The sequence below is a fragment of the Micromonospora chalcea genome, assembly GCF_028768405.1.
GTDB classification, from domain to species: Bacteria; Actinomycetota; Actinomycetes; order Mycobacteriales; family Micromonosporaceae; genus Micromonospora; species Micromonospora chalcea.
In genome coordinates this window covers 3,701,554-3,722,655 of record NZ_CP118233.1, presented here as the reverse complement: position 1 = coordinate 3,722,655, position 21,102 = coordinate 3,701,554, and the positions used below count along the sequence as shown (strand labels likewise).

The window sequence follows — 21,102 nt, the reverse complement described above, 5'->3', positions numbered from 1 at the left end:
CCGCCCATCCTGTCACGCCGGGACACGGCCGTGCGGCCGCTCAGCCACGGGTCTGGCGTGCCACGTCCGTGACCACGTCGACGAGCCGTCCGGTACGCGCGAACACCGCCCGCTGCCGGGCCGCTCCGCTGCCGTGCCGGCGCAGCCCGCCCAGCAGATCGGTCACCCGGTCCAGGTCGCCGTGCCGCTCCAGTTCCGGGCGCAGCCGGTCGACGAGCCGGTCCAGCAGCTCCCAGGCCGGTCGCAGCTCACCGTCGGTCAGGTCGACGCCCTCGCCCTCCAGCCCGTCGTGGGCGGCCCGCCAGTGCGCCGCGACGAGCAGGTGGTGGTCGGTGTTGACGGCGGGACGGCCGGCGGCGATGTCGGTGAGCGCGGTCGCCACGAGCGCGCGGACCAGCGCGGCGACGAGCACCGCGTCGTCCACGGTCGGGCAGACGTCGCCGATCCTGATCTCCACGGTGGGGTACTTGGCGGAGAGCCGGGCGTACCAGTAGAGCATTCCCTCGTCCAGCATCACGCCGCTGGCGATGAGCTGCCGGATGAGCCGCTCGTAGTGCTCGTGCGACTCCAGGTACGGGGTGGGCGCGACCGACGGCCAGCGTTCCCACTCCACCGAGCGCCAGCTCGCGTACCCGGTGTCCTCGCTGCGGGAGAACGGGGAGTTCGCGGTGACCGCCTGCAGGATCGGCAGCCACGGCCGGACGTGGTTGAGCACCTGCACGCCGGTGTCCGGGTCGGGGATGCCGACGTGCACGTGCATGCCGTTGTTGCCGGGACCGGGTACCAGCAGCCGGAACCGCTCGATCATCCGGTCGAAGCGGGGCTTGTCCACCACCGGCGGCACCGGCCCGTCGACCGGTCCGGTGCCGATCGCGAGCAGCCGTACGCCGGCCCGCTCGGCCGCGTCGGCCAGTTCGGCGCGCAGCATCGACAGCGAGTGCCGGATCGAGGACAGGTCCAGCCCGGGCGGGCTGCCGATCTCGATCTGGCTGGTCTGGAACTCGCGCTCCACCTGACCGCGCAGCTCGGCCGGCACCTGCTCCATGACCAGGTCGACGGCGGGTACGGCGGTCCCGGTGTGCGGGTCGGCGAGCAGGAACTCCTCCTCGACGCCGACTGTCAGCAGGTCGGTTCCGCCCGACGCGGCGCTCCGCTCCCGCTCCGCCACTGAGCCGCTCATCGCCACCACCGTCTCCTCCGGACCACTCGCGGCACGGTGCCGCGTGGCCGAGGACCTGTTACCCACCGTGTCCGTTCCGGAAAACGTGCCGGTGGGCGTGTCGGCGCCGGTTCGCCCGTTCGGGTCGGTCGAGTGCGTTCGCGCACGGGGCAGCAGGGCGTGACACGGCGGGATACCGTTGTCGCGTGGCGGGGATGCTGGCGGTGCTGACGGGGGCGTGGGCGTACGCGCTCGCCCTGTTCGCCGACCGGCCGGCCGGGCTGCTCGCCGGCGCGGCGGTGGTCGCCGCGCTGCTGCTCGCCACCCTGCTCGCGCTGCGGGTCCGCGCGCTGCCCACGCCGCCCGGCACCCGGTTCGCCGCCGCGTTGCGGGCCCGCGCCCGCCGTCGCGGCGTTCCCCGCCAGGTCGACCCGAACGCGCCGGGGCGTCCGCGCCCCCGCGCACCCGGCCTGCGCCCCTCGGCCGCGTAGCCACCCTCCGGCCCGCGCCGGCGGGCCGCCGTTTCCTTCCCGGCTTTCGCGGCCGATTCCGTCGTCATCCGTCCCGCCGTGCGGCACGTCGCCGCCCGGGACACCCGGAATCGCCACCGAGGGGTCCACCCATGCTCGCCTTCGCACCGTTGCACTCCGCGGCGTCGGCCGCGGCCACCGTCGTCACCTGGCTCGCCGACGTGCTCGCCCCGCTCACCGGCGGCGCCGCCACGGCGGCCGCCATCGTCCTGTTCACCGCCGCGGTCCGGCTGCTGATCTCGCCGCTGACAGTGGCCCAGGTCCGCGGGGAGCGGCGCCGGACCGCACTCGCCCCCGAGGTACGGGAACTCCAGCGCCGGTACGCCGACGACCCGGCCCGCCTCCAGACCGAGTTGTTCGCGCTCTACCGCAACGCCGGGGCCAGTCCGGTCGCGGGCTGCCTGCCGGCGCTGTTGCAGGCGCCGTTCTTCCTGGTCATGTACCGCCTGTTCGCCACCGGTGACGGCGCGCCGCAGCTGCTGGGGGAGCGGCTGGCCGGCGTACCGCTGGGGTGGCACCTCGGCGACGGCCTGGCCGGCCCGGTGCCGCTGGTGTTCGGCGTGCTGCTGGCCGCGTTGCTCGCGCTGGCCTGGTGGTCGTCGCGGCGGATGCGCCGGGCGGCAGCCGCCACCGGCACGGTGGCCGGGACGCCGACCGAGGGTCCGGGCGCGGCGGTGCTCGGCCGGCTGCTGCCGCTGCTGCCGTACGGCACGGTGCTCGTCGCGCTGGTGGTGCCGCTGGCGGCGGTGCTCTATCTGGTGACCACCACGGCGTGGACGGCGCTGGAGCAGGTGGTGCTGCGTCGCCCGCAGCCGGCGGCAGCCATCGACAAGCGTTGACAAGTGCGGGGGCGGGCGCGTAGAAATCGCTCTCAGAGAGCGCTCTCCCGGACCCGTCCCCGCAGAGAGGCACCCCGAATGAACCCGATCCCGGCGGCTCCGGCCGCCTCCGCCACCGTGCCCCGATCGCGCCGCCGCCTCGCCCTGGCCGCGGGTGTGCTCGCGCTCACCACAGCGCTCGCGGGCGTCTCGATGACCGCCCAGGCCGCGGTGCCCCCGACTCCCTCCGGCTGGAGCCTGGTGTGGAGCGACGACTTCACCGGCTCGGCCGGCACGCTGCCCTCGTCCGCCAACTGGATCATCGATACCGGCACCAGCTACCCGGGCGGCCCGGCCAACTGGGGCACCGGCGAGATCCAGACCTACACCTCCAGCACCGCCAACCTGGCCCACGACGGCTCGGGCAACCTGCGCATCACGCCGCTGCGGGACTCGGCCGGCCGCTGGACCTCGGCCCGGATCGAGACGGTACGGGCGAACTTCAAGCCGCCGTCGGGCGGCGTGCTGGCCCTGGAGGGCCGGATCCAGATGCCGAACGTGACCGGCGCGGCGGCATCCGGGTACTGGCCGGCGTTCTGGGCGCTCGGCTCGCCGTACCGGGGCAACTACCAGAACTGGCCTGGTATCGGCGAGTTCGACGTGATGGAGAACGTCAACGGGATCAACTCGGTCTGGGGCGTGCTGCACTGCGGCGTCGCGCCGGGCGGCCCTTGCGGTGAGTTCAACGGCATCGGCGCGTCCCGGGCCTGCCCGGGCAGCACCTGCCAGTCGGCGTTCCACACCTACCGGTTCGAGTGGGACGCCTCGATCAGCCCGCAGCAGCTGCGCTGGTACGTCGACGGCCAGCTCTTCCACACCGTCGGGCAGAACCAGATCGGTGAGCCGTACTGGAGTCAGATGACCAACCACGCCGGCTACTTCCTGCTGCTCAACGTGGCGATGGGCGGCGGCTTCCCGGACGGCGTGGCCGGCTCGGCGACGCCGACCGCGTCGACGGTGTCCGGCCGGTCGATGCTCGTCGACTACGTGGCCGTCTACACCCGGGGTGGCGGGAGCAACCCGTCGCCGACCCCGACCACGCCGCCGCCGGGCGGGGTGCGTGACGCCTACTCGACGATCCAGGCAGAGTCGTTCAACGCGCAGAACGGCGTGCAGGTGGAGACGTGCTCCGAGGGCGGCCAGGACATCGGCTGGCTCGCCAACGGCGACTGGGCCCGCTACGACAACGTCGACTTCGGCTCCACGCCGCCGCGCGACTTCGTGGCCCGGGTGGCCTCCGGCGCGGCGTCCGGGGTGAGCGGGCTGGTGGAGGTCCGGGTGGACAGCCCGACCGCGCCGCCGATCGGCAGTTTCGCGATCGGCAACACCGGCGGCTGGCAGACCTGGCGCTCGGTGCCGGGCAACGTCGGCGCGGTGACCGGGCGGCGCACGGTCTACCTGACGTTCAGCAGCGGGCAGCCGTCCGACTTCGTCAACGTCAACTGGTTCACCTTCCGCCGCTGAGGCCGATGGGGGCGCGACCCGGACCCGGTCCGGGTCGCGTCGAACCGGTGCTGGACAGAAACAGTTAACACTCCTAATAATAGGCGCACGTCGACGGTTGTGAATCCCTCTCCACCCCCCCGCCCGTCCCCTGGAGGACGCCGTGAGACTCCGCCCCCGCCTGGCGACGCTCGCCGCCGCGCTGACCACCGCCGTGGTCGCCGGCGCGCTGCTCGCCGCCCCGCCCGCCTCCGCCGCCACCGCGGCCTTCGTCCGCACCTCCAGCTGGAGCAGCGGGTACGAGGCCCGGTTCACCGTCACAAACGACAGCTCCGCCGCCATCTCCTCGTGGAACGTCCAGTTCGACCTGCCGTCCGGCAGCACGCTCGGCTCGTTCTGGGACGCCCGCCTCACCACCTCCGGCCAGCACGTCACCGCCGTGAACCAGTCCTGGAACGGCGCGCTCGCCCCGGGCGCCAGCACCAGCTTCGGCTTCGTCGTCAGCGGCACCGGCGACCCGGTGAACTGCACCGTCAATGGCGCCTCCTGCGCCGGCGGCGGCAACCCCGGCAACCCGGGCGCGCCCGCCACCCCCGGCGGCCTGCGGGTCACCGGCACCACCGCGTCGTCGGTCTCGCTCGCCTGGAACGCGGTCTCCGGCACCGTCACCGGCTACCGGGTCTACGAGGGCAGCACGGTCAAGGCCACCGTCACCGGCACCTCGGCCACCGTCTCCGGGCTGGCCGCGTGCAGCGGGCACAGCTACACGGTGACCGCGTACAACGGCAGCGGCGAGTCGGCGAAGTCGGCGGCGGTCGCGGCCACCACCAGCGGCTGCACCGGTGGCGGCGGGGGCGCGATGGCCGCCGCTCCCTACCTCTACCCGGGCTGGGGCGACCCGCCCGCGCCGTCCACCGTGATGGGCGCGACCGGGATCAAGTGGTTCACCATCGCGTTCGTGCTCTCCGGCGGCGGCTGCACCCCGGCCTGGGACGGCAGCGGTCCGCTGACCGGCGGCACGCACGCCGCCACCATCGCCGCGATCAAGGCGGCCGGCGGCGACGTCATCCCGTCCTTCGGCGGGTGGAGCGGCAACAAGCTCGGCCCGAACTGCTCGTCCGCCGCCGCGCTGGCCGGCGCGTACCAGCAGGTCATCAACGCGTACGGGCTGAAGGCCATCGACATCGACATCGAGAACAGCGACGAGTTCGAGAACGAGGTGGTGCAGGACCGCATCCTGGACGCCCTGAAGATCGTCAAGCAGAACAACCCGGGGATCAAGACCATCATCACGTTCGGCACCTCGACCACCGGGCCGTCGTACTACGGCACCCGGCTGATCAACCAGGCCGCGGCCAAGGGCGCCGGGATCGACGTGTTCACGATCATGCCGTTCGACTTCGGCGGCGGCGCGAACATGTACCAGAGCACCGTCAACGCGGCCGAGGGCCTGAAGACCGCGCTCAAGAACGCGTTCGGCTGGTCCGACGCCACCGCGTACGCCCACATGGGCCTGTCCGGGATGAACGGCCTCTCCGACCAGCAGGAGCTGACCTCGCCGGCCACCTGGACGCAGATCCGCGACTGGGCCAAGGCGCGCGGCCTGGCCCGGTTCACGTTCTGGTCGGTCAACCGGGACCGGCCCTGCCCCGGCGGCGGCGTGGTCGCCAACTGCTCCGGCATCGCGCAGAACACCTGGGAGTTCACCGGCATCACCGCGGGCTTCTGAGCCCGCGACGCGGTCAGCGCCCGGCGGTCACCGACTGCCGGGCGCGCCGCCGGCGCACCTTCTTCACCGCCCAGCTCACGATCATGAAACCGAAGACGGCGAAGATCGCGTAGTTGAACCACGAGCTGTACCTGTCGACGTCCTCCCACCGCGACCCGAGGGTGAACCCGGCGCCGACGATCAGCGCGTTCCACACCCCGCTGCCGAGCGTGGTGAGCAGGATGAACTCACCGAGCGGCATCCGGTTCGCGCCGGCCGGGACGGAGACCAGGCTGCGGACCACCGGCACCACCCGGCCGATCAGCACCGCCCACCGCCCGTGCCGTTCGAACCAGCGGTCGGCCTTCTCCAGATCCTGCAGGTCGACCAGCGGGATGTGGTCCAGCCAGCGCTTGAGCCGCTCCTCGCCGAGCGCCGCGCCGAGCCAGTAGAGCACCAGCGCGCCGAGCAGCGAGCCGACCGTCGCGGCGAGCACGATGAACACCACGTTGAACCGGCCCTCGGCGGACAGGTAACCGGCCATCGCCAGCACGATCTCGCTCGGGATCGGCGGGATGATGCTCTCCAGCGCCACCAGCAACGCCACGCCGACCGCGCCGAGCGAGTCGATCACGCTCGCCACCCAGCCGGTCAGCCCGGTGAACTGGTTCGGGTCGACGTCCTGGGCCAGGGCCATGTCGGTCCTTCCACGCGAGAGCCGGAGATCCGAAAGTGTTACCCGGACCGGCCGGTGTCACACCTGTGACTCAGCCCTCCGGGTGCAGCGCCGCGTCCGCCGGACCCCGTCGCCAGCCGGTGAAGCGGACTCGCAGCCCGCCCCGGCTGGGCGAGCAGCAGTACGGCCCGGCCGACGCCTGGGCCGCCGGGTCGAGCGGGGCGACGCGGACCAGCCGCCACGGCTCGTCGTCGCACCGGGCCCGGACGGTCAGCGCGTCCCCGGCCCGGCTCACCCGGACCGTCACCTCCCGGCCCGACCACTGCGGCACCGGCGCCACCGACCAGTCCGAGAACTCGTCGGTGACCACGGCGCCGACCTGCGGCGCGCCGTCGCTCACCTCGACCCCGGCCTTGGTCCACCGCCGCTCGTCCACCCGGACCAGCACACCGGCCTGATCGAACTGCTCCGAGTAGTCGAGGAGGAAAGACACCTCCACGGCGCTGCCCGCGCCGAACGGCGCGAGCAGTGCCGAGCCGTCGTCGTGCACGAAGCCGTAGCTGGTGCGCCGCCAGAAGTCGCTGCCGCCGTGCGGCTCGACGAGCAGGCCGCCGTCGACCGGCTCGGCCCGCTCGGGCGGGTTCAGCCAGTAGCCGGCGGACCAGTCGTACGCCTCGTTCATCCCGGCACCGTACCGGGTTTGACGGCGCGCACGTTCGGAGAAGTAGTCCTCGCATGGGTGACAGGTGGTATCAGGAGGCGGTCGTCTACTGCCTCGACGTCGACACGTACGCGGACTCCGACGGCGACGGAGTGGGTGACTTCCAGGGGCTGATCGGCCGGCTGGACTACCTGGCCCGGCTCGGCGTGACCTGCCTGTGGCTGAACCCGATCCATCCCTCGCCCAACGAGGACGACGGGTACGACGCGACCGACTTCTACAACGTCGACCCGCGACTGGGCACGCTCGGCGACTTCGCCGAACTGCTGCACCAGGCGAGCAACAGGGGCATCCGGGTGATCATCGACCTGGTGGTCAACCACACCTCGGACCAGCACCCGTGGTTCCAGTCCGCCCGGTCCTCGCCGGACTCGCCGTACCGGGACTGGTACGTCTGGGCCGACCACGAGCCGGCCGACCGACACCAGGGCATGGTCTTCCCGGGCGAGCAGCACGAGACGTGGACCTACGACCGGACCGCGAAGGCGTGGTACTACCACCGCTTCTACAAGTTCCAGCCGGACCTGAACATCGAGAACCCCAAGGTCCGCGCGGAGATCAAGAAGATCACCTCGTTCTGGCTCCAGCTCGGCGTCTCCGGCTTCCGGATGGACGCCGTGCCGTTCATCATCGAGCGCACCGAGCCGGGTAACCCGAACTCGCCGAAGGACTTCGACTTCCTCACCGACCTGCGCCAGCACGTGCAGTGGCGACGTGGCGACGCGGTCCTGCTGGCCGAGGCGAACGTGGAGCCGGACGAGCTGCCCGTCTACTTCGGTGACGGCAGCGGCTCGGGCAACCGGATCCACATGCTGTTCGACTTCATGCTCAACGGCCGGCTGATGCTCGCCCTGGCCCGGGAGGACCCGGAGGTGATCATCGAGGCGTTGCGGGACACCCCGAAGCTGCCCACCGGCGGCCAGTGGGCCACGTTCCTGCGCAACCACGACGAGATCGACCTGTCCCGGCTCACCGCCGACCAGCGCAACGACGTGCTGGCGAAGTTCGGCCCGGACGAGAACATGCAGCTCTACGGCCGGGGTATCCGCCGTCGTCTCGCGCCCATGCTCGGCAACGACCGTCGGCACATGGAGCTGGCGTACTCGCTGCAGTTCTCGCTGCGCGGCACGCCGGTGCTGCGCTACGGCGAGGAGATCGGCATGGGGGAGGACCTGTCGCTGGACGGGCGCGACGCGATCCGCACCCCGATGCAGTGGTCCTACGCGGACAACGCCGGCTTCTCCACCGCCGAGCCGGAGAAGCTGGTCCGCCCGGTGATCGACAAGGGCGAGTACGGCTACCAGAACGTCAACGTCACCGCCCAGCGCAAGGACCCGCGGTCGCTGCTCGGCTGGTTCGAGCGGATGATCCGGACGCTGCGGGAGGCGCCGGAGACCGGCTCGGGCAGCACCACCCACATCGACGTGCCGATGCCGCCGGGCGTGCTCGCGCACCGCGCCGACGGGCGTACCGGGACGATGGTCTTCCTGCACAACCTCGGCACCGAGGACGTCGAGGTGGACCTGAGCACGCTGGCCCCGGAGGCGGACCTGCCGATCGACGTGCTGAGCGACCGCAACTACGAGGACGTGGGCAAGCTCGACCGGCTCAAGCTCGGCGGGTACGGCTACCGGTGGATCCGGCTCTGCCGGGGCCACGGGCGGTAGGCGCGGCGTACCGGCGGGTTAAGCTCCTTCGATCGAGCCACAAGTTACCGGGAGGTAAGCATGTCGGAGGAGCCCCGCATCGCCGTCGTCACCGGAGCCGCGCGCGGCATCGGGGCGGCGACCGCCCGCCGGCTGGCGGCCGACGGCATGGCCGTCGCCGTGGTCGACATCGACGAGTCCGCCACCAAGGAGACGGTGGACGCCATCGGCTCGGCCGGCGGCCGGGCGCTCGGCGTCGGCGCCGACGTGTCCGACCGGGCCCAGGTCGAGGCAGCCGTGGAGCGGATCGCCGCCGAGCTGGGCGCACCGACAGTGCTCGTCAACAACGCGGGTGTGCTGCGCGACAACCTGCTGTTCAAGATGACCGAGGGCGACTGGGACACGGTCATGGGCGTGCACCTGCGCGGCGCGTTCCTGTTCAGCCAGGCCGCGCAGAAGCACATGGTCGAGGCGAAGTGGGGCCGGATCGTCAACCTGTCCAGCACGTCCGCGCTCGGCAACCGGGGCCAGGCGAACTACTCGGCCGCGAAGGCCGGCCTCCAGGGCTTCACCAAGACGCTGGCGATCGAGCTGGGCCCGTTCGGGGTGACTGTCAACGCGGTCGCGCCGGGCTTCATCGTCACCGACATGACCGCCGCCACCGCGGCCCGGATGAAGGTCGACTTCGACGCGCTCCAGAAGCACGCCGCCGCCGAGATCCCGGTACGCCGCCCCGGCCGCCCGGAGGACGTCGCGCACACCATCTCGTTCCTCGCCAGCGAGGGCGCGTCGTTCGTCTCCGGCCAGGTCATCTACGTCGCCGGCGGTCCGAAGGACTGACCGGCCCCCGACCCGGCGCGGGCCCGCTCAGGCGGGGTCGCGCCGGGTGCGCCAGAGCCAGAACAGACCGAGCACCGGCAGCACCAGCGGCACGTAGCCATAGCCGCTGCCGAAGCCGGACCAGACCGTCTCGTCCGGGAACAGCTCCTTGTCGGCGATGCTCAGCACACCGACGCCGAGCACCCCGACCAGTTCGACGGCGCAGCAGGCCAGCGCGACCCGGCGGCCGGCGTGCCCGGCCCGGGCCAGCCCGACCGCCGCCACGATGTAGATCAGCGCCGCCACCGCGGACAGCAGATACGCCACCGGCGCCTCGTCGAACTTCGTGGCGATCTGCAGGCCGGCCCGCGAGGTCGCGGCGATGGCGAAGACGATGTAGACGGCGATCAGCAGCCGGCCCGGGCCGCGGTTGGTGGCGCGATGCTCGTGCGCGGTCGTGGTGTCAGCCACCGAGCGCCTCCCAGGTCTGCTGGAGCCGGACCGCCACGACCGGCGTGACCAGGCAGATCGCGCAGACGATGCCCGAGCCCCACCGGGTCGGCTCCATCCGCGCCAGCACCCAGGCCAGCGGCGGCAGGCAGACGAGCGTCGCCAGGTAGCCGAAGAACGCGCCCGGCTCGCCCGGTCGCTCGCCGCCGCCGAGCGCGACGAGCGCCACCACGGTCAGCGCGAGCAGCGCCACCTCCAGCACGGCCAGGCCGACGAACTGGATCCGGTCCGGCGGCCGGTGGCGTACCGCCGCCACCAGGGCCCAGAGCGCGACCGCCAGCGAGATCACGATCGCGACCGTGGCGAGCGGCCCGTCCACCGGCGATCCGGCGGCCGCCGCGACGGTCGTCGACACAGTGTCGTTCACCGGCACAGCCTACTAACCGGTGTAGTAGCGGCCCGCCCGCCGGGTCGAGGCGCGCCGGACCGGCCGGAGGACTAGCGTGGATCACGGTCCCGGCGTACGCCGGTGGCGGACGTCGACGGCAGGGGGTCCGGGTGCGGTTCGGGTTGTTCGGCACGGGTTACTGGGCGGCGCAGACGCACGCCGCGGCCATCGAGGCGCACCCGCGGGCACGCCTCGCCGGCGTGTGGGGGCGCAACCCCGCCAAGGCGGAGGAGCTGGCCACCCGGCACGGCGTACCGGCCTTCACCGACGTCGACGCGCTGATCGACGCGTGCGACGCGATCGCCGTGGCGCTCCCGCCGGACGTGCAGGCCGACATCGCCGTCCGCGCCGCCACCGCCGGGCGGCACCTGCTGCTGGACAAGCCGTTGGCGCTCGACCTCGCCGGCGCCGACCGGGTGGTCGACGCGGCCCAGGCGTCCGGTGTGGCCTCGGTGGTCTTCTTCACCCAGCGCTTCCACCCGAACGTCACCGGGTTCCTCGCCTCGACCGCCGCGGCCGGCGGCTGGCAGCACGCCCGGGCCACCATGTTCGCGTCGATCTTCCAGCCGGGGAACCCGTACGGCGACTCGACCTGGCGGCGGGAGCGCGGCGCGCTCTGGGACATCGGCCCGCACGCGCTGTCGCTGATCCTGCCGGTGCTCGGCCGGGTCACCCGGGTCGCCGCGATGGACGGCCCGAGCGGTCTGGTGCACCTGCTGCTCACCCACGACGGCGGCGCCACCAGCTCGCTCTCGCTCACCCTGGACGCGCCGTCCGAGGCGGTCACCCGGGACTTCGTCTTCTTCGGCGAGAACGGCACCGAGACCGTCCCGCCCGGCGACGGCAGCGCGCTCCAGGCGTTCTCCACCGCGCTCGACCAGCTGCTGGAAGAGGTCGACGCGGGCACCCGCGACCACCGCTGCGACGTGCGGTTCGGCCGCGAGGTGGTGGCGGTGCTGGACGCCGCCGAGACCGCAAGGTCGCAGGGCCGCACCGTCGAGCTGTAAGGAAGGGCCCCTTATTAACGCCTCCGGTAGAGGAAGGGGCCCCTCTTAACACCCGCAGGTCAGGCGCCGGCCAGCGTGACGATCGCCTCGCCCAGTTCGGTGGGGGACTGGAACTCCTCGGCCGGCAGGGACCGCAGCGCCTGCAGCGCCTCGGTGCTGGCACCGTTCTCCTGGCCCCAGCGGACCAGGTCCTCCCGGGAGACCGGGTAGTCCAGCCCGGCCAGGAACTCCTGCAACTGCGCGCCGGTGACGGTCATGCCGCCCGGCTACCCAATGAGCCCGGCGCCATGCCCCCCGCCGGGCCCGCGTCCGCCGCTACGCCCGCCCCGCCGGACCCGGGCCGCAGCCGCCGCCGTACGCCCGCCGCCCGACTCGACGGCGGCGGTTTGCCCCGGCGGGCCCCGGGTAGCCGCGGACATGCTGGTTCAGCGGCTCGGCGCGCCGAGCGACTTCGACCCGCTGCTGGAGCGCGTCCGGGACGCCCGCGTGGTGATGATCGGCGAGGCGACGCACGGCAGCTACGACTACTACCGGCTGCGGGAGCAGCTGACCCGGCGCCTCATCGCCGAGCAGGGGTTCGACTTCGTGGCGGTGGAGGGGGACTGGCCGGACTGCGACCGGGTGCACCGGTCGGTGGTCGGCGCGCCGGACGGGCTCGCCGATCCGCTGGTCGCGCTGGAACGGTTCGAACGCTGGCCCACCTGGATGTGGGCGAACGCCGAGGTGGCCCGCTTCTGCCGCTGGCTGCGGGCGTGGAACCTGGAACGCCCGGAGGGGGAACGGGCCGGCTTCCACGGGCTGGACGTGTATTCCCTCTGGGAGTCGATGCAGGCCATCTTCGACTACCTGGGCGAGGAGGACCCGGCCTCGCTGGAGGCGGCGCAGGAGGCGTACCGCTGCTTCGAGCCGTACGGCAAGCGGCCCGAGGAGTACGCGATGGCCAGCCGGTTCGTCTCCGCCCGGTGCGAGGAGGAGGTGGTCCGGCTGCTGGCGCGTACCCGGGAACAGGCCGCCGCGGACGGCCCGGACCGCTTCTCGGCCTGGCAGAACGCGGAGGTGGTGGCCGGCGCGGAGCGGTACTACCGGGCCATGGTCGGCGGCGGCCCCGAGTCGTGGAACGTGCGCGACATCCACATGGCCGACACGCTCGACCGGCTGCTCGACCGGTACGGGCCGGGCTCGCGGGGAATCGTGTGGGCGCACAACACGCACGTCGGCGACGCCCGGGCCACCGACATGGCGGCGGACGGGATGGTCAACATCGGGCAGCTGGGCCGGGAACGGCACGGCCGGGACACGGTGGCGCTGATCGGCTTCGGGAGCTGGCGCGGCAGCGTGATAGCCGCTCCGCGCTGGGGTTCCCCGGCCGAGGCGATGGTGGTGCCGCCGGCCCGGAAGGGCTCGGTGGAGCACCGGCTGCACGAGCTGATGCCGGACCGGGCGGTGCTGGTCTTCGGCGGCGACGACCAGCCGGAGTGGGTGACCGGCGAGGCGGACCACCGGGCCATCGGGGTGGTGTACGACCCGAGCTTCGAGTCCTGGGGCAACTACGTGCCGACCCGGCTGGGCGAGCGCTACGACGCGTTCATCTGGTGCGACGAGACCACGGCGCTGCACCCGCTGCCGGCGCACGTCACGCCCGGCGAGATGGAGACGTACCCGGCGGGGGTGTGACCGGGTGGGGCCCGTCGGACCCCACCCGGTACGGCTCACACCTGGGCGTGCTGCTTCTCGGCGAGGTGGGCGCGCAGGCCCTCACCTTCGACGTCCACGTTGGGCAGGATCTTGTTCAGCCAGCGCGGCAGCCACCAGGCGGCGTTGTTCAGCAGCGACATGACCGCCGGCACGATGGTCATCCGGACCACGAACGCGTCGATGGCAACACCGATCGCGAGCGCGAAGCCCATCGACTTGATGATCGGGTCCTCCAGGAAGACGAAGCCGCCGAACACCGAGATCATGATGAGCGCCGCGGCGGTGACCACCCGGGCGCCGTGCCCCATGCCGTTGATGGTGGCCTGCTGCGCGGTGTCGCCGTGCACGAAGTCCTCGCGCATCCGGGAGACCAGGAAGACCTCGTAGTCCATGGCCAGGCCGAACAGGATGCCGATGAGCAGGATGGGCAGGAAGCTGACCAGCGGGGCCGGGGTGTCCAGGCCGACCAGGTCGGCCAGGTGGCCCTGCTGGAACACCGCCACGGTGATGCCGAACGTGGCCGCCACGGTGAGCAGGAAGCCCAGCGCCGCCTTGACCGGCACCAGGATCGACCGGAACACCAGCATCAGCAGCAGGATCGACAGGCCCACCACCAGCAGCAGGTAGACCGGCAGCGCGTCGGAGAGCTTCTCGGACACGTCGATGCCGACCGCGGTGACGCCGGTGAGCAGCACGTCGGCGTTCTGGATGCCGGCGACCTGCTTGCGGATGTCCTGCACCACCGTCTCGGTGGCCTCGTCGGTCGGCCCGCTCTCCGGGATCACGCCGAGCAGCGCGGTACGCCCCGACGGGTCGACCTGCGGCGGGGCCACCGCGAGCACCCCGTCGGTCTTCTGGATCAGCGCGGTGACCTGCGGGATGGCGGCCTGGGTCGCCTGCGGCGAGTCGGCGGTCACCACGACCGCGAGCCGGCCGGTGAAGCCGGGGCCGAAGCCCTCCCGGATCAGGTCGCTGCTGACCCGGGCCGGGGTGCCCTCGGCGGCGGCGGAGGCGTCCGGCAGCGCCAGGCGCATGTCCTGGGCCGGGATCGCGAGCAGGCCGAGGCCGAGCAGCCCGACCAGGATCACCGGGATGCGCAGCTTGGTCACCCACCGCGCCCAGCGGAAGCCGAAGCCGGAACGGTCCTCCGAGCCGGTGGCCGGGTCCTCGACCGCCTTGCGGTCACGCAGCTTGCGCGGCAGCACCTTGTAACCGGCGAAGCCGAGCAGCGCCGGGGCCAGCGTGATCGCCACCAGCACGGCGATCGTGACGGTGCCGGCCGCGGCCAGGCCCATCACGGTGAGGAACGGGATGCCCACCACGGCCAGGCCGGCGAGCGCCACTACCACCGTGGCGCCGGCGAAGACCACAGCCGAGCCGGCGGTGCCGACCGCGCGGCCGACCGCCTCCTCCGGGGAGAGCCCGTCGAGGAGGTTCTGCCGGTGCCGGGAGGTGATGAACAGCGAGTAGTCGATGCCGACCGCGAGGCCGAGCATCAGCGCCAGGATCGGCGCGGTGCTGGTCAGCTCGACCGCGCCGCTGAGCGCGAACAGACCGGCCATGCCGACGCCGACGCCGATCAGCGCGTTCAGCATGGTCATCCCGGCCGCCACGAGCGAGCCGAACGTGATCACTAGGACGATCGCCGCGACGAGCACGCCGATGGCCTCGGTCGAGCCGACCTCCGGCTCGGCGTTCAGCACCTCGCCGCCGGGGGCGATCTGCCAGCCCTGCGCCTCGGCCTGCTCGCCGACCTTCTCGTACGCGTCGCGCTGCTCGTCGGTGATCTCGTCGACCCCGCCGGCGAACTGCACCTGGATCAGCGCGTAGCGGCCGTCCGGGGTGAGCGCCTGCGCCTGGTACGGGTCGACCGCGCCGACCACGCCGGGCAGCGTGGCCGCCTCCTGCGTGACCTGCTTGACCAACCCCTGGCCGGCGGGCGTGGTGAGCGCGCCGTCCTGTGGCGCCTTGATCGCGATCGTGCCGGTGGCGCCGCTGGCCGCCGGGAAGCGGTCGGCGAGCAGGTCGATCGCCTTCTGCGACTCGGTGCCGGGCATGGTGAAGTTGCTCGCCGTCGGGCCCCGCAGCGTGGCCGCGGCCAGGCCGAGGCCGACGAGTACGACGAGCCAGATGACGGCGACGAGTCGCCGTCGGCGCAGAGATGCCCGGCCGAGCCGGTACAGCAGGGTCGCCATGGACCTTCCTTGTCCTCGCAGGTTCGGATCAGATGGAGACTTCGAGCGCGCGGTACGCGACGGCGAGCAGCGCGGGTCGCAGCTGTTCGTCGGGGATGTCCAGGAACTCGCCGCAGGTCTCGGCGATGCCGGCGAGCACGACGAGCGCCGCGACCCGGGCCTCGGGCCGGTCGGAGAAGCCGGCGAACGCCGCGACCAGCCGTTCGGAGATCTGCTGGATGTGCATGAACGTGGGCTGCTGGAGCAGGTCGGAGAACTCGCCGCGGAGCAGCGCGATCTCGCGGCGGAAGCGGACCGCCAGGTCGACGAAGCCCTCCGCCGCGACGCGCTGGGCGTCCGCGCCGGTGTGCTCGGCGATCCGGGTGTCGAGTTCCTCCAGCACCGCGATGGCCGGCGCCATCAGCTCGCCGAGCAGCGCGTCCTTGCTGGCGAAGTGGTAGAGCACTGTGGCTTTGGAGCAGCCGACCTCACGGGCGATGTCCTGGAGTGAGGTGCCCTTGTAGCCGGTGACGGCGAACCGCCGAGCCGCCGCGGTGAGCAACTCGTCGTGGGTGGCCGGGGTGGGGCGCGCCATGACATCAAGCATGCCTGACCGATCGGTCAGGTGCTGACCGATCGGTCAGATGGAGCGCGTGGTGTTCGCCACATAAGGGCGATTTCAGTTGTTCAGGCCGGTGGGTGGCCGTGCCTACGGTCGTACTCGGCCCGGGCCGCGCTGATCGCCTCGCGGTGCCGTTCGGCCCAGCTGGTCAGCGCCACCAGCGAGTCGTACAGCTCGCGGGCCATCGGGGTGGCCGTGTACTCGACCTTCGGCGGCACGCAGGGGTGAACGTGCCGGTCCAGCAGCCCGTCCCGCTCCAGGTTGCGCAGCGTCAGCGTGAGCATCCGGCGGCTGATCCCCTCCACCCGGCGCTCCAGCTCGGTGAAGCGGACCGGGCCGGCCGAGGCGGCGATCAGGATGCCGATGGCCCACTTCCCGCCCACCCGGTCCAGCGCCTCCCGCACGGTGCAGGCGCTCGCCTGCTCCGCCGCGCCCGATCCGCACCGGTCCGCCTCTGCCTCGCCCACGCCCCGATCGTCGCAGGTGCCGGCCGGTGAGGCGCGCGCCGGGCACCGTGTCGGGGTTGCCGAGCCGGGCCCGGCCCGGGATGGTGGTCCGATGGGCGCCGCCGACGAGACCCGGGCCGGAGTGTCGCTGACCAACCTCGACCAGCCGCTGTTCGACAGCGCCGGGGCGACCAAACGCGACCTGGTCGACTACCTCGACGCGATGGCTGACCGGATCCTGCCGGAACTGCGGGACCGGCCGCTGTCGGTGCTGCGGGTGCGGCCCGGCCAGGAGCCGTTCATGCAGAAGAACCTGCCGAAGTACACGCCCGACTGGGTGCGCCGTACCGAGGTGTGGGCCGAGGCGTCGCGCCGGCGCATCTCGTACGCCCTCTGCGACGACCGGCGGACGCTGCTCTGGTTCGCCAACCAGCGGGCCGTCGAATACCACCCGACGCTCGGCCGGGCCGCGCAGCCCGAGCACCCGACCCACCTGGTGCTCGACCTCGACCCGCCGGAGGGCGACTCGTTCCCGGCCGCCGTGCGGGTCGCGCTGCTGGTCCGGCAGGCGCTCGCCGACGCCGGGCTGGCCGGCGCGGTGAAGACGAGCGGCGCGAAAGGGCTGCACGTGATCGTGCCGGTCGACCCGGCCACCACGGCGGAGGAGGCCGCCGCCGCGACCCGGGCGCTCGCCGTCCGTACCGAACGGCTCGACCCGGCGGCCGCGACCACCGCGTTCATCGTCGCCGACCGCCGCGGCCGCGTCTTCGTCGACTCCACCCGGGCGTACGGGGCGACTGTGGTGGCCGCCTACAGTCCCCGGATCCGGCCCGGCGCCCCCGTGTCGTACCCGGTGGGCTGGACCGACCTGGAGAGCGCGAGCCCAGCCGACTTCACCGTGCGGACCGTGCCCGCGCTACTGGGCGACCGGGATCCCTGGGCGGAGGCGCTGCCCGCGCCGCAGCGGCTGCCGGCGGACCTGGTCGAGCAGGGACGGACCATCCCGGTGGCCCGGGTGCAGGCGATGCACGAGGGCAAGCGGCGCGCCAAGGCCCGCCGCGAGGCCGGGTGAGCCCGGTCCGCGTCAGCGCCGCCCGGTCCTCGCCGCCGGCGGGTGCTTGCCCCAGGTGAACGCGATCAGCACCACGGCCAGGGCCCAGGTGACGATCATCGTCCAGATCGGGCGGGTCTCGGTGGCCGGGCGGCGGGCTCGCCCGCGTCCACCTCCCGCAGGATCCGCGCGGCGCGGGGCAGGTCGCCGCAGGCGGTTGCGCGGGCCGCGTTCGCCAGGCCAGCCGGATGGCGCCGCCGGGGGAGGGGCTGCGCTCGTGCGCCCGCTGGGCCGCCGCCACCAGCTCGGCGGCGTCGGGGTGCCCGAACCGGGCCGCCAGCGACGCCAGCATGGTGAGCGTCCAGCTCCGCCCCGCGACGTCCAGCTCCTGGTTCAGCGCCCGCCCGAGGTACGTCAGGGACAGCGAGGGACGCTGGGTCGCGTAGTAGGCGCCGAGCCGCCCGAGCAGCATCGCCCGCTGACGTGGCCCGTACCGGTCGGCGGTGACCTCCCGGTGCAGCATCCGCAGCGTCTCGTCCACCCGGCCCGCCAGGTAGAGGTTGTCGGCGACGTCGACCAGCCAGGCCAGGCGCGCCTCCGCCGCCCCGGGCGCGGGGGCGGCCAGCAGCAGATCAGCGGCCAGGCTGGGACCGACCGCCGGGTCGACCGCCAGCCGCGCGGCCAGCGCCGAGGCGGACCGGCTCACCGCCGGCAGGACCCGCAGCAGCTGCCGGGCCGCCTGGGCCGGGCGCCCGGCGTCGGCGAGCACCTCGGCCGCCGCCTCGCGCAGCGCCTGCCGCACCGAGGGCGGGGTGTCCCGCAGTACGTCGTCGCGCAACGCGATGGAAGACAGCCGCAGCCCGGCGGCGGTGTCGACGAGGAACCCGCGCGCGATCAGCTCCTCCACCGTCGCGTCGATCCGCTCGTCCGACGTGGTGCCGGTGTGCGCGGCCACCGCTTCGAGGAACCACAGCCCGCAAGGGGCGTCCGCGACGGCGACGGCGCGCATCACCGATCGGTGCGCGGTGGTCAGCGAGGCGGGTACTCCCGCGTGCATCTTGGGGCGGTTGGTCAACGGAGTCTCGGGCAACTGGCTCACCTTCGCAGGTGCTGGGGTTCGACCCGTTCACCGCGAGGTTAGCCAGCCCGTGACCTGTACATTCCCGAATTCGGGGACACTGCCGCGCACGCCGGGGACACGACGAAGGCCCCTGACCGGGCTGGTCAAGGGCCTTGCGATGACTGCTCTGGTGCCCCCGGCAGGATTCGAACCTGCGCTCCCGCCTCCGGAGGGCGGTGCTCTATCCCCTGAGCTACGGGGGCTCAGCGACCCGAGAAGAGTAGCAAACCCCCTCCCGGATCACCGAATCGGTACCCCGCGAGTCGATCTTCGTCGGATCAGGCGGCGGCGACGGCTCGACCACAGCTCGGCAGCGGATGCAGCACGACGCGCCGGGGCAGCCGACGGGGCCATTCGTTGCGCGGCCACGAGCCGTCCACGATCAGGTGCACCGTGCGCTCCTCGGCGCCGCTGAGCCGCAGCACGAAGTCCCGGGGCAGCGGAGGATCCACCGACGGCGTGGTGACCATGAACCGCACCCGTCCCCGCGACGAGACCGCCGAGACCACGTCGGCGGCGGGCATGGTGCCGCGCAGGCGTACCCGGCCGATCCAGTAGACCTCGGCGGCGTGCTCCTGGGCCGCCCGCGTGATCGTCGGGTACTCGCTGCGTACCCACCGCTCGACCGCGCTGACGCACAGGCCGCAGGCCCGCTCGCGCGGCTCGCGCGGCCCCAGACCCCAGGCCCGCAGGTACGCCCCGACGGTGCCGGCGTCCATCGCCAGCCCGAACCGGCGCTCGATGAGGGCGGTCAGGCTCTGCCGTGTCCAGAGCTCCTCGTCGAGGCCGAACTCGTCGGGGTGGACCCCCCGGAGCACGTCGATGAGTTCGAGTTCCTGTTCGCGGCTGAGCGTTCCCGGCTCGCCCTGCCGCAGTCCGCGACGGACGGCTGCCACCGCTCCGTCACCGCCGATGGTGTGGCGTCGGCACCAGCTGGTCACCGACCGCCCTGCGTCTCTGAGTGCAACCCCCACGTCTTGGGCAACGAGCCCGAATCGCAACTGGTCACGATATGTGGGTAGAAAACTCTCCAACCCCCACAATGACCCGTTAACCCCAAACCGTTACAAACCCACAAACCGGGACATCTCACCCCCGGCCCCAACCTTCGACGTGGCCTCTCCGTCCCACCTCGACCGGCCCGCCTGCCCCGAACACATCACCCCGGGTCACGAGCCCACCCTTGATCGACTCCATCTCGCCGAAGTGGCTGCATCACACCCACCCTGACCCCGCCACCTCCCCGAACTGGTGTCGATCAAGAGCGGGGATGCCGCCACTTCCCCGAGCTGGTGTCGATCAAGCTCCGAACCGGAAGCGCGGGTACGCGAGGCGGGTGGGATGCCCCTGTCGGGCCGGCCCTCGGCCACCAGCCGACCCTCGGCACGGCCACCCCGTCCCACCCCGTCCTACCTCGACCGGCCAGCCTGCCCGAGCACATCACCCTGCTCTTGATCCACTCCACCTCGCCGAAGTGGTTGCATCCCACCCACCTTGACCCCGCCACCTCCCCGAACTGGTGTCGATCAAGGGCGGGGATAACGCCACCTCCCCGAGATGGTGTCGATCAAGCTCCGAACCGGAAGCGCGGACGCGCGAGGGGCGGGCGAGGATGCCCTGTCGGGCCGACCCGGGCCGTCCTCGCCCATCCTCCCGCGATCTTGCACTTGCGGCCCTCCCGTAACGGGGCGAATCAGACATGGCCGGGGCAGTAACTGCAAGATCGCCGGGGCGGGCGGGCGGGCGGGCGGGTGAGGGCGGGACGGGGGAGGCCCGGTGCCCCTGGGAAGGGGGACCGGGCCTCGGGGGTCTTGCGGGGTGGCGGGTGGTGTTACGGGGTGCCGCCCAGGCGCTTCAGCGCCGCGCTCAGGTTGGTCAGGTCGTTCTGCTGCGTGTTCTTCATGACCTGCGCGACCGCCAGCACGTCGTCGTCACGCCCCTGCTCGAGGATGCCGTCGATCATGTGCACGCCGCCGATGTGGTGGCGGATCATCATCTGCAGGAAGAGCACGTCGAACTCGCGGCCGCTCGCGGCGCGCAGCTTCGCCATCTCCTCCGGCGTGGCCATGCCCGGCATCAGGCCGTCCTTGATCAGCCCGCCGCCGTCCTTCATCCACGCCATCGGCGCCTGCCCGCCGGTCGGGTCCAGCTTCCAGGACCGCAGCCAGGTCTGCATGGTGCCGATCTCGCCCTGCTGGCCGGTGGCGATGTCCACGCCGACCTGGCGTACCTCAGGGTCCTGCCCCTGGTTGAACGCGAGCAGCCCCATGGCCACGGCCTGGTTGTGGTGGGCGGTCATGTCCCGGGCGAACCCGGCCTCCGCCGAGTTCTCACCCGGCCGGGTGAGCGTGGGGGTGAGCAGACCGCCGGCGTACCCGAGGAGCAGCCCGACCACGAGGGCGGCGACCACCGCCGGCAGGCCGTAACGGCGCATCGCGCCCCGGCCGCCCTGGTCGGCGGCCGGAGCCTCGTCCAGTTCGCTGTCGGTGGTCACCGGAGCGGTCATCGC

19 protein-coding genes, 1 tRNA gene and 1 pseudogene are annotated in these 21,102 nt (G+C 72.7%); 9 read left to right on the top strand and 12 right to left on the bottom strand.

The genetic code is table 11. The features are described from left to right. Positions 1–40: 40 nt before the first annotated feature. Complete coding sequence (locus tag PVK74_RS16185) at positions 41–1,189, bottom strand: carboxylate-amine ligase (RefSeq protein ID WP_209964428.1); 1,149 nt, start codon at positions 1,187–1,189, stop codon at positions 41–43. A gap of 185 nt (positions 1,190–1,374) precedes the next feature. On the opposite strand from PVK74_RS16185, the gene PVK74_RS16180 reads away from it, so the two are divergent. The 4 genes from PVK74_RS16180 (at position 1,375) to PVK74_RS16165 (ending at position 5,739) form a co-directional block, all read left to right on the top strand. Next, the gene (locus tag PVK74_RS16180) at positions 1,375–1,650 is read left to right on the top strand and encodes a DUF6412 domain-containing protein (protein ID WP_043328576.1); all 276 of its coding nucleotides are present in this window, start codon (positions 1,375–1,377) and stop codon (positions 1,648–1,650) included. A gap of 131 nt (positions 1,651–1,781) precedes the next feature. Next, complete coding sequence (locus PVK74_RS16175; RefSeq protein ID WP_043328577.1) at positions 1,782–2,528, top strand: YidC/Oxa1 family membrane protein insertase; 747 nt, start codon at positions 1,782–1,784, stop codon at positions 2,526–2,528. A 78-nt stretch (positions 2,529–2,606) separates the two neighbouring features. Further along, a complete protein-coding gene (locus tag PVK74_RS16170) occupies positions 2,607–4,031 on the top strand; it encodes a carbohydrate-binding protein (protein WP_069087378.1) in 1,425 nt (474 codons plus the stop codon). Positions 4,032–4,173: 142 nt separating this feature from the next. Then, positions 4,174–5,739, top strand: a complete 1,566-nt coding sequence (locus PVK74_RS16165) for a cellulose binding domain-containing protein (protein ID WP_069087379.1) — start codon at positions 4,174–4,176, stop codon at positions 5,737–5,739. A 13-nt stretch (positions 5,740–5,752) separates the two neighbouring features. Here the strand turns inward: PVK74_RS16165 and PVK74_RS16160 are convergent, their stop codons facing one another. Together PVK74_RS16160 and PVK74_RS16155 are read right to left on the bottom strand one after the other, a co-directional pair. Then, a complete protein-coding gene (locus PVK74_RS16160; protein ID WP_043328580.1) occupies positions 5,753–6,415 on the bottom strand; it encodes a DedA family protein in 663 nt (220 codons plus the stop codon). A gap of 70 nt (positions 6,416–6,485) precedes the next feature. Then, positions 6,486–7,076, bottom strand: a complete 591-nt coding sequence (locus PVK74_RS16155; protein ID WP_274476716.1) for a DUF1349 domain-containing protein — start codon at positions 7,074–7,076, stop codon at positions 6,486–6,488. Positions 7,077–7,129: 53 nt separating this feature from the next. Here PVK74_RS16155 and PVK74_RS16150 point away from each other — a divergent pair, with 53 nt between their 5' ends. Then, positions 7,130–8,782 (top strand): alpha-amylase family protein, encoded by a 1,653-nt coding sequence (locus PVK74_RS16150; protein ID WP_043328583.1) that lies wholly within the window; start codon positions 7,130–7,132, stop codon positions 8,780–8,782. Positions 8,783–8,842: 60 nt separating this feature from the next. Further along, positions 8,843–9,601, top strand: a complete 759-nt coding sequence (gene fabG / locus PVK74_RS16145) for a 3-oxoacyl-ACP reductase FabG (protein WP_043328584.1) — start codon at positions 8,843–8,845, stop codon at positions 9,599–9,601. On the opposite strand, the pseudogene PVK74_RS16140 reads toward fabG, so the two are convergent. Together PVK74_RS16140 and PVK74_RS16135 are read right to left on the bottom strand one after the other, a co-directional pair. Further along, positions 9,574–10,051 (bottom strand): annotated as a pseudogene (locus PVK74_RS16140) (hypothetical protein). The gene fabG and the pseudogene PVK74_RS16140 overlap by 28 nt on opposite strands. After that, the gene (locus tag PVK74_RS16135; protein ID WP_082931094.1) at positions 10,044–10,457 is read right to left on the bottom strand and encodes a hypothetical protein; all 414 of its coding nucleotides are present in this window, start codon (positions 10,455–10,457) and stop codon (positions 10,044–10,046) included. Before PVK74_RS16135 ends, PVK74_RS16140 begins: the two are co-directional and overlap by 8 nt. Positions 10,458–10,588: 131 nt before the next feature. Here PVK74_RS16135 and PVK74_RS16130 point away from each other — a divergent pair, with 131 nt between their 5' ends. Then, complete coding sequence (locus PVK74_RS16130) at positions 10,589–11,485, top strand: Gfo/Idh/MocA family protein (protein WP_043328587.1); 897 nt, start codon at positions 10,589–10,591, stop codon at positions 11,483–11,485. A 59-nt stretch (positions 11,486–11,544) separates the two neighbouring features. Here the strand turns inward: PVK74_RS16130 and PVK74_RS16125 are convergent, their stop codons facing one another. Beyond that, the gene (locus tag PVK74_RS16125) at positions 11,545–11,742 is read right to left on the bottom strand and encodes a DUF2795 domain-containing protein (protein WP_043328589.1); all 198 of its coding nucleotides are present in this window, start codon (positions 11,740–11,742) and stop codon (positions 11,545–11,547) included. 160 nt (positions 11,743–11,902) lie between these two features. Here PVK74_RS16125 and PVK74_RS16120 point away from each other — a divergent pair, with 160 nt between their 5' ends. Then, positions 11,903–13,159 carry an erythromycin esterase family protein gene (locus tag PVK74_RS16120; protein ID WP_064447850.1) on the top strand — a complete coding sequence of 419 codons (1,257 nt, stop codon included), beginning with the start codon at positions 11,903–11,905 and terminating at the stop codon, positions 13,157–13,159. A 35-nt stretch (positions 13,160–13,194) separates the two neighbouring features. On the opposite strand, the gene PVK74_RS16115 is transcribed toward PVK74_RS16120, so the two are convergent. From PVK74_RS16115 to PVK74_RS16105, 3 genes are all read right to left on the bottom strand, one after another. Further along, positions 13,195–15,375 carry an MMPL family transporter gene (locus tag PVK74_RS16115; RefSeq protein WP_069087382.1) on the bottom strand — a complete coding sequence of 727 codons (2,181 nt, stop codon included), beginning with the start codon at positions 15,373–15,375 and terminating at the stop codon, positions 13,195–13,197. A gap of 28 nt (positions 15,376–15,403) precedes the next feature. Then, positions 15,404–15,949, bottom strand: a complete 546-nt coding sequence (locus PVK74_RS16110; RefSeq protein WP_043328594.1) for a TetR/AcrR family transcriptional regulator — start codon at positions 15,947–15,949, stop codon at positions 15,404–15,406. A 92-nt stretch (positions 15,950–16,041) separates the two neighbouring features. Beyond that, positions 16,042–16,443, bottom strand: coding sequence for a winged helix-turn-helix transcriptional regulator (locus tag PVK74_RS16105; protein WP_043328596.1), 402 nt, complete (start codon positions 16,441–16,443; stop codon positions 16,042–16,044). Between the two features lie 91 nt (positions 16,444–16,534). Between PVK74_RS16105 and ligD the strand changes: the two genes are divergently transcribed. After that, a complete protein-coding gene (ligD, locus tag PVK74_RS16100) occupies positions 16,535–17,494 on the top strand; it encodes a non-homologous end-joining DNA ligase (protein WP_064447848.1) in 960 nt (319 codons plus the stop codon). 1,227 nt (positions 17,495–18,721) lie between these two features. Here ligD and PVK74_RS16095 read toward each other — a convergent pair. From PVK74_RS16095 to PVK74_RS16085, 3 genes are all read right to left on the bottom strand, one after another. Further along, positions 18,722–18,796, bottom strand: a tRNA-Arg gene (locus tag PVK74_RS16095). Positions 18,797–18,871: 75 nt separating this feature from the next. Beyond that, positions 18,872–19,567 carry a winged helix-turn-helix domain-containing protein gene (locus PVK74_RS16090; protein WP_064447847.1) on the bottom strand — a complete coding sequence of 232 codons (696 nt, stop codon included), beginning with the start codon at positions 19,565–19,567 and terminating at the stop codon, positions 18,872–18,874. Positions 19,568–20,424: 857 nt separating this feature from the next. Then, entirely contained in the window at positions 20,425–21,099 is a 675-nt protein-coding gene (locus PVK74_RS16085; RefSeq protein ID WP_043328618.1) for a DUF305 domain-containing protein, read from the bottom strand. Positions 21,100–21,102 lie beyond the last annotated feature (3 nt).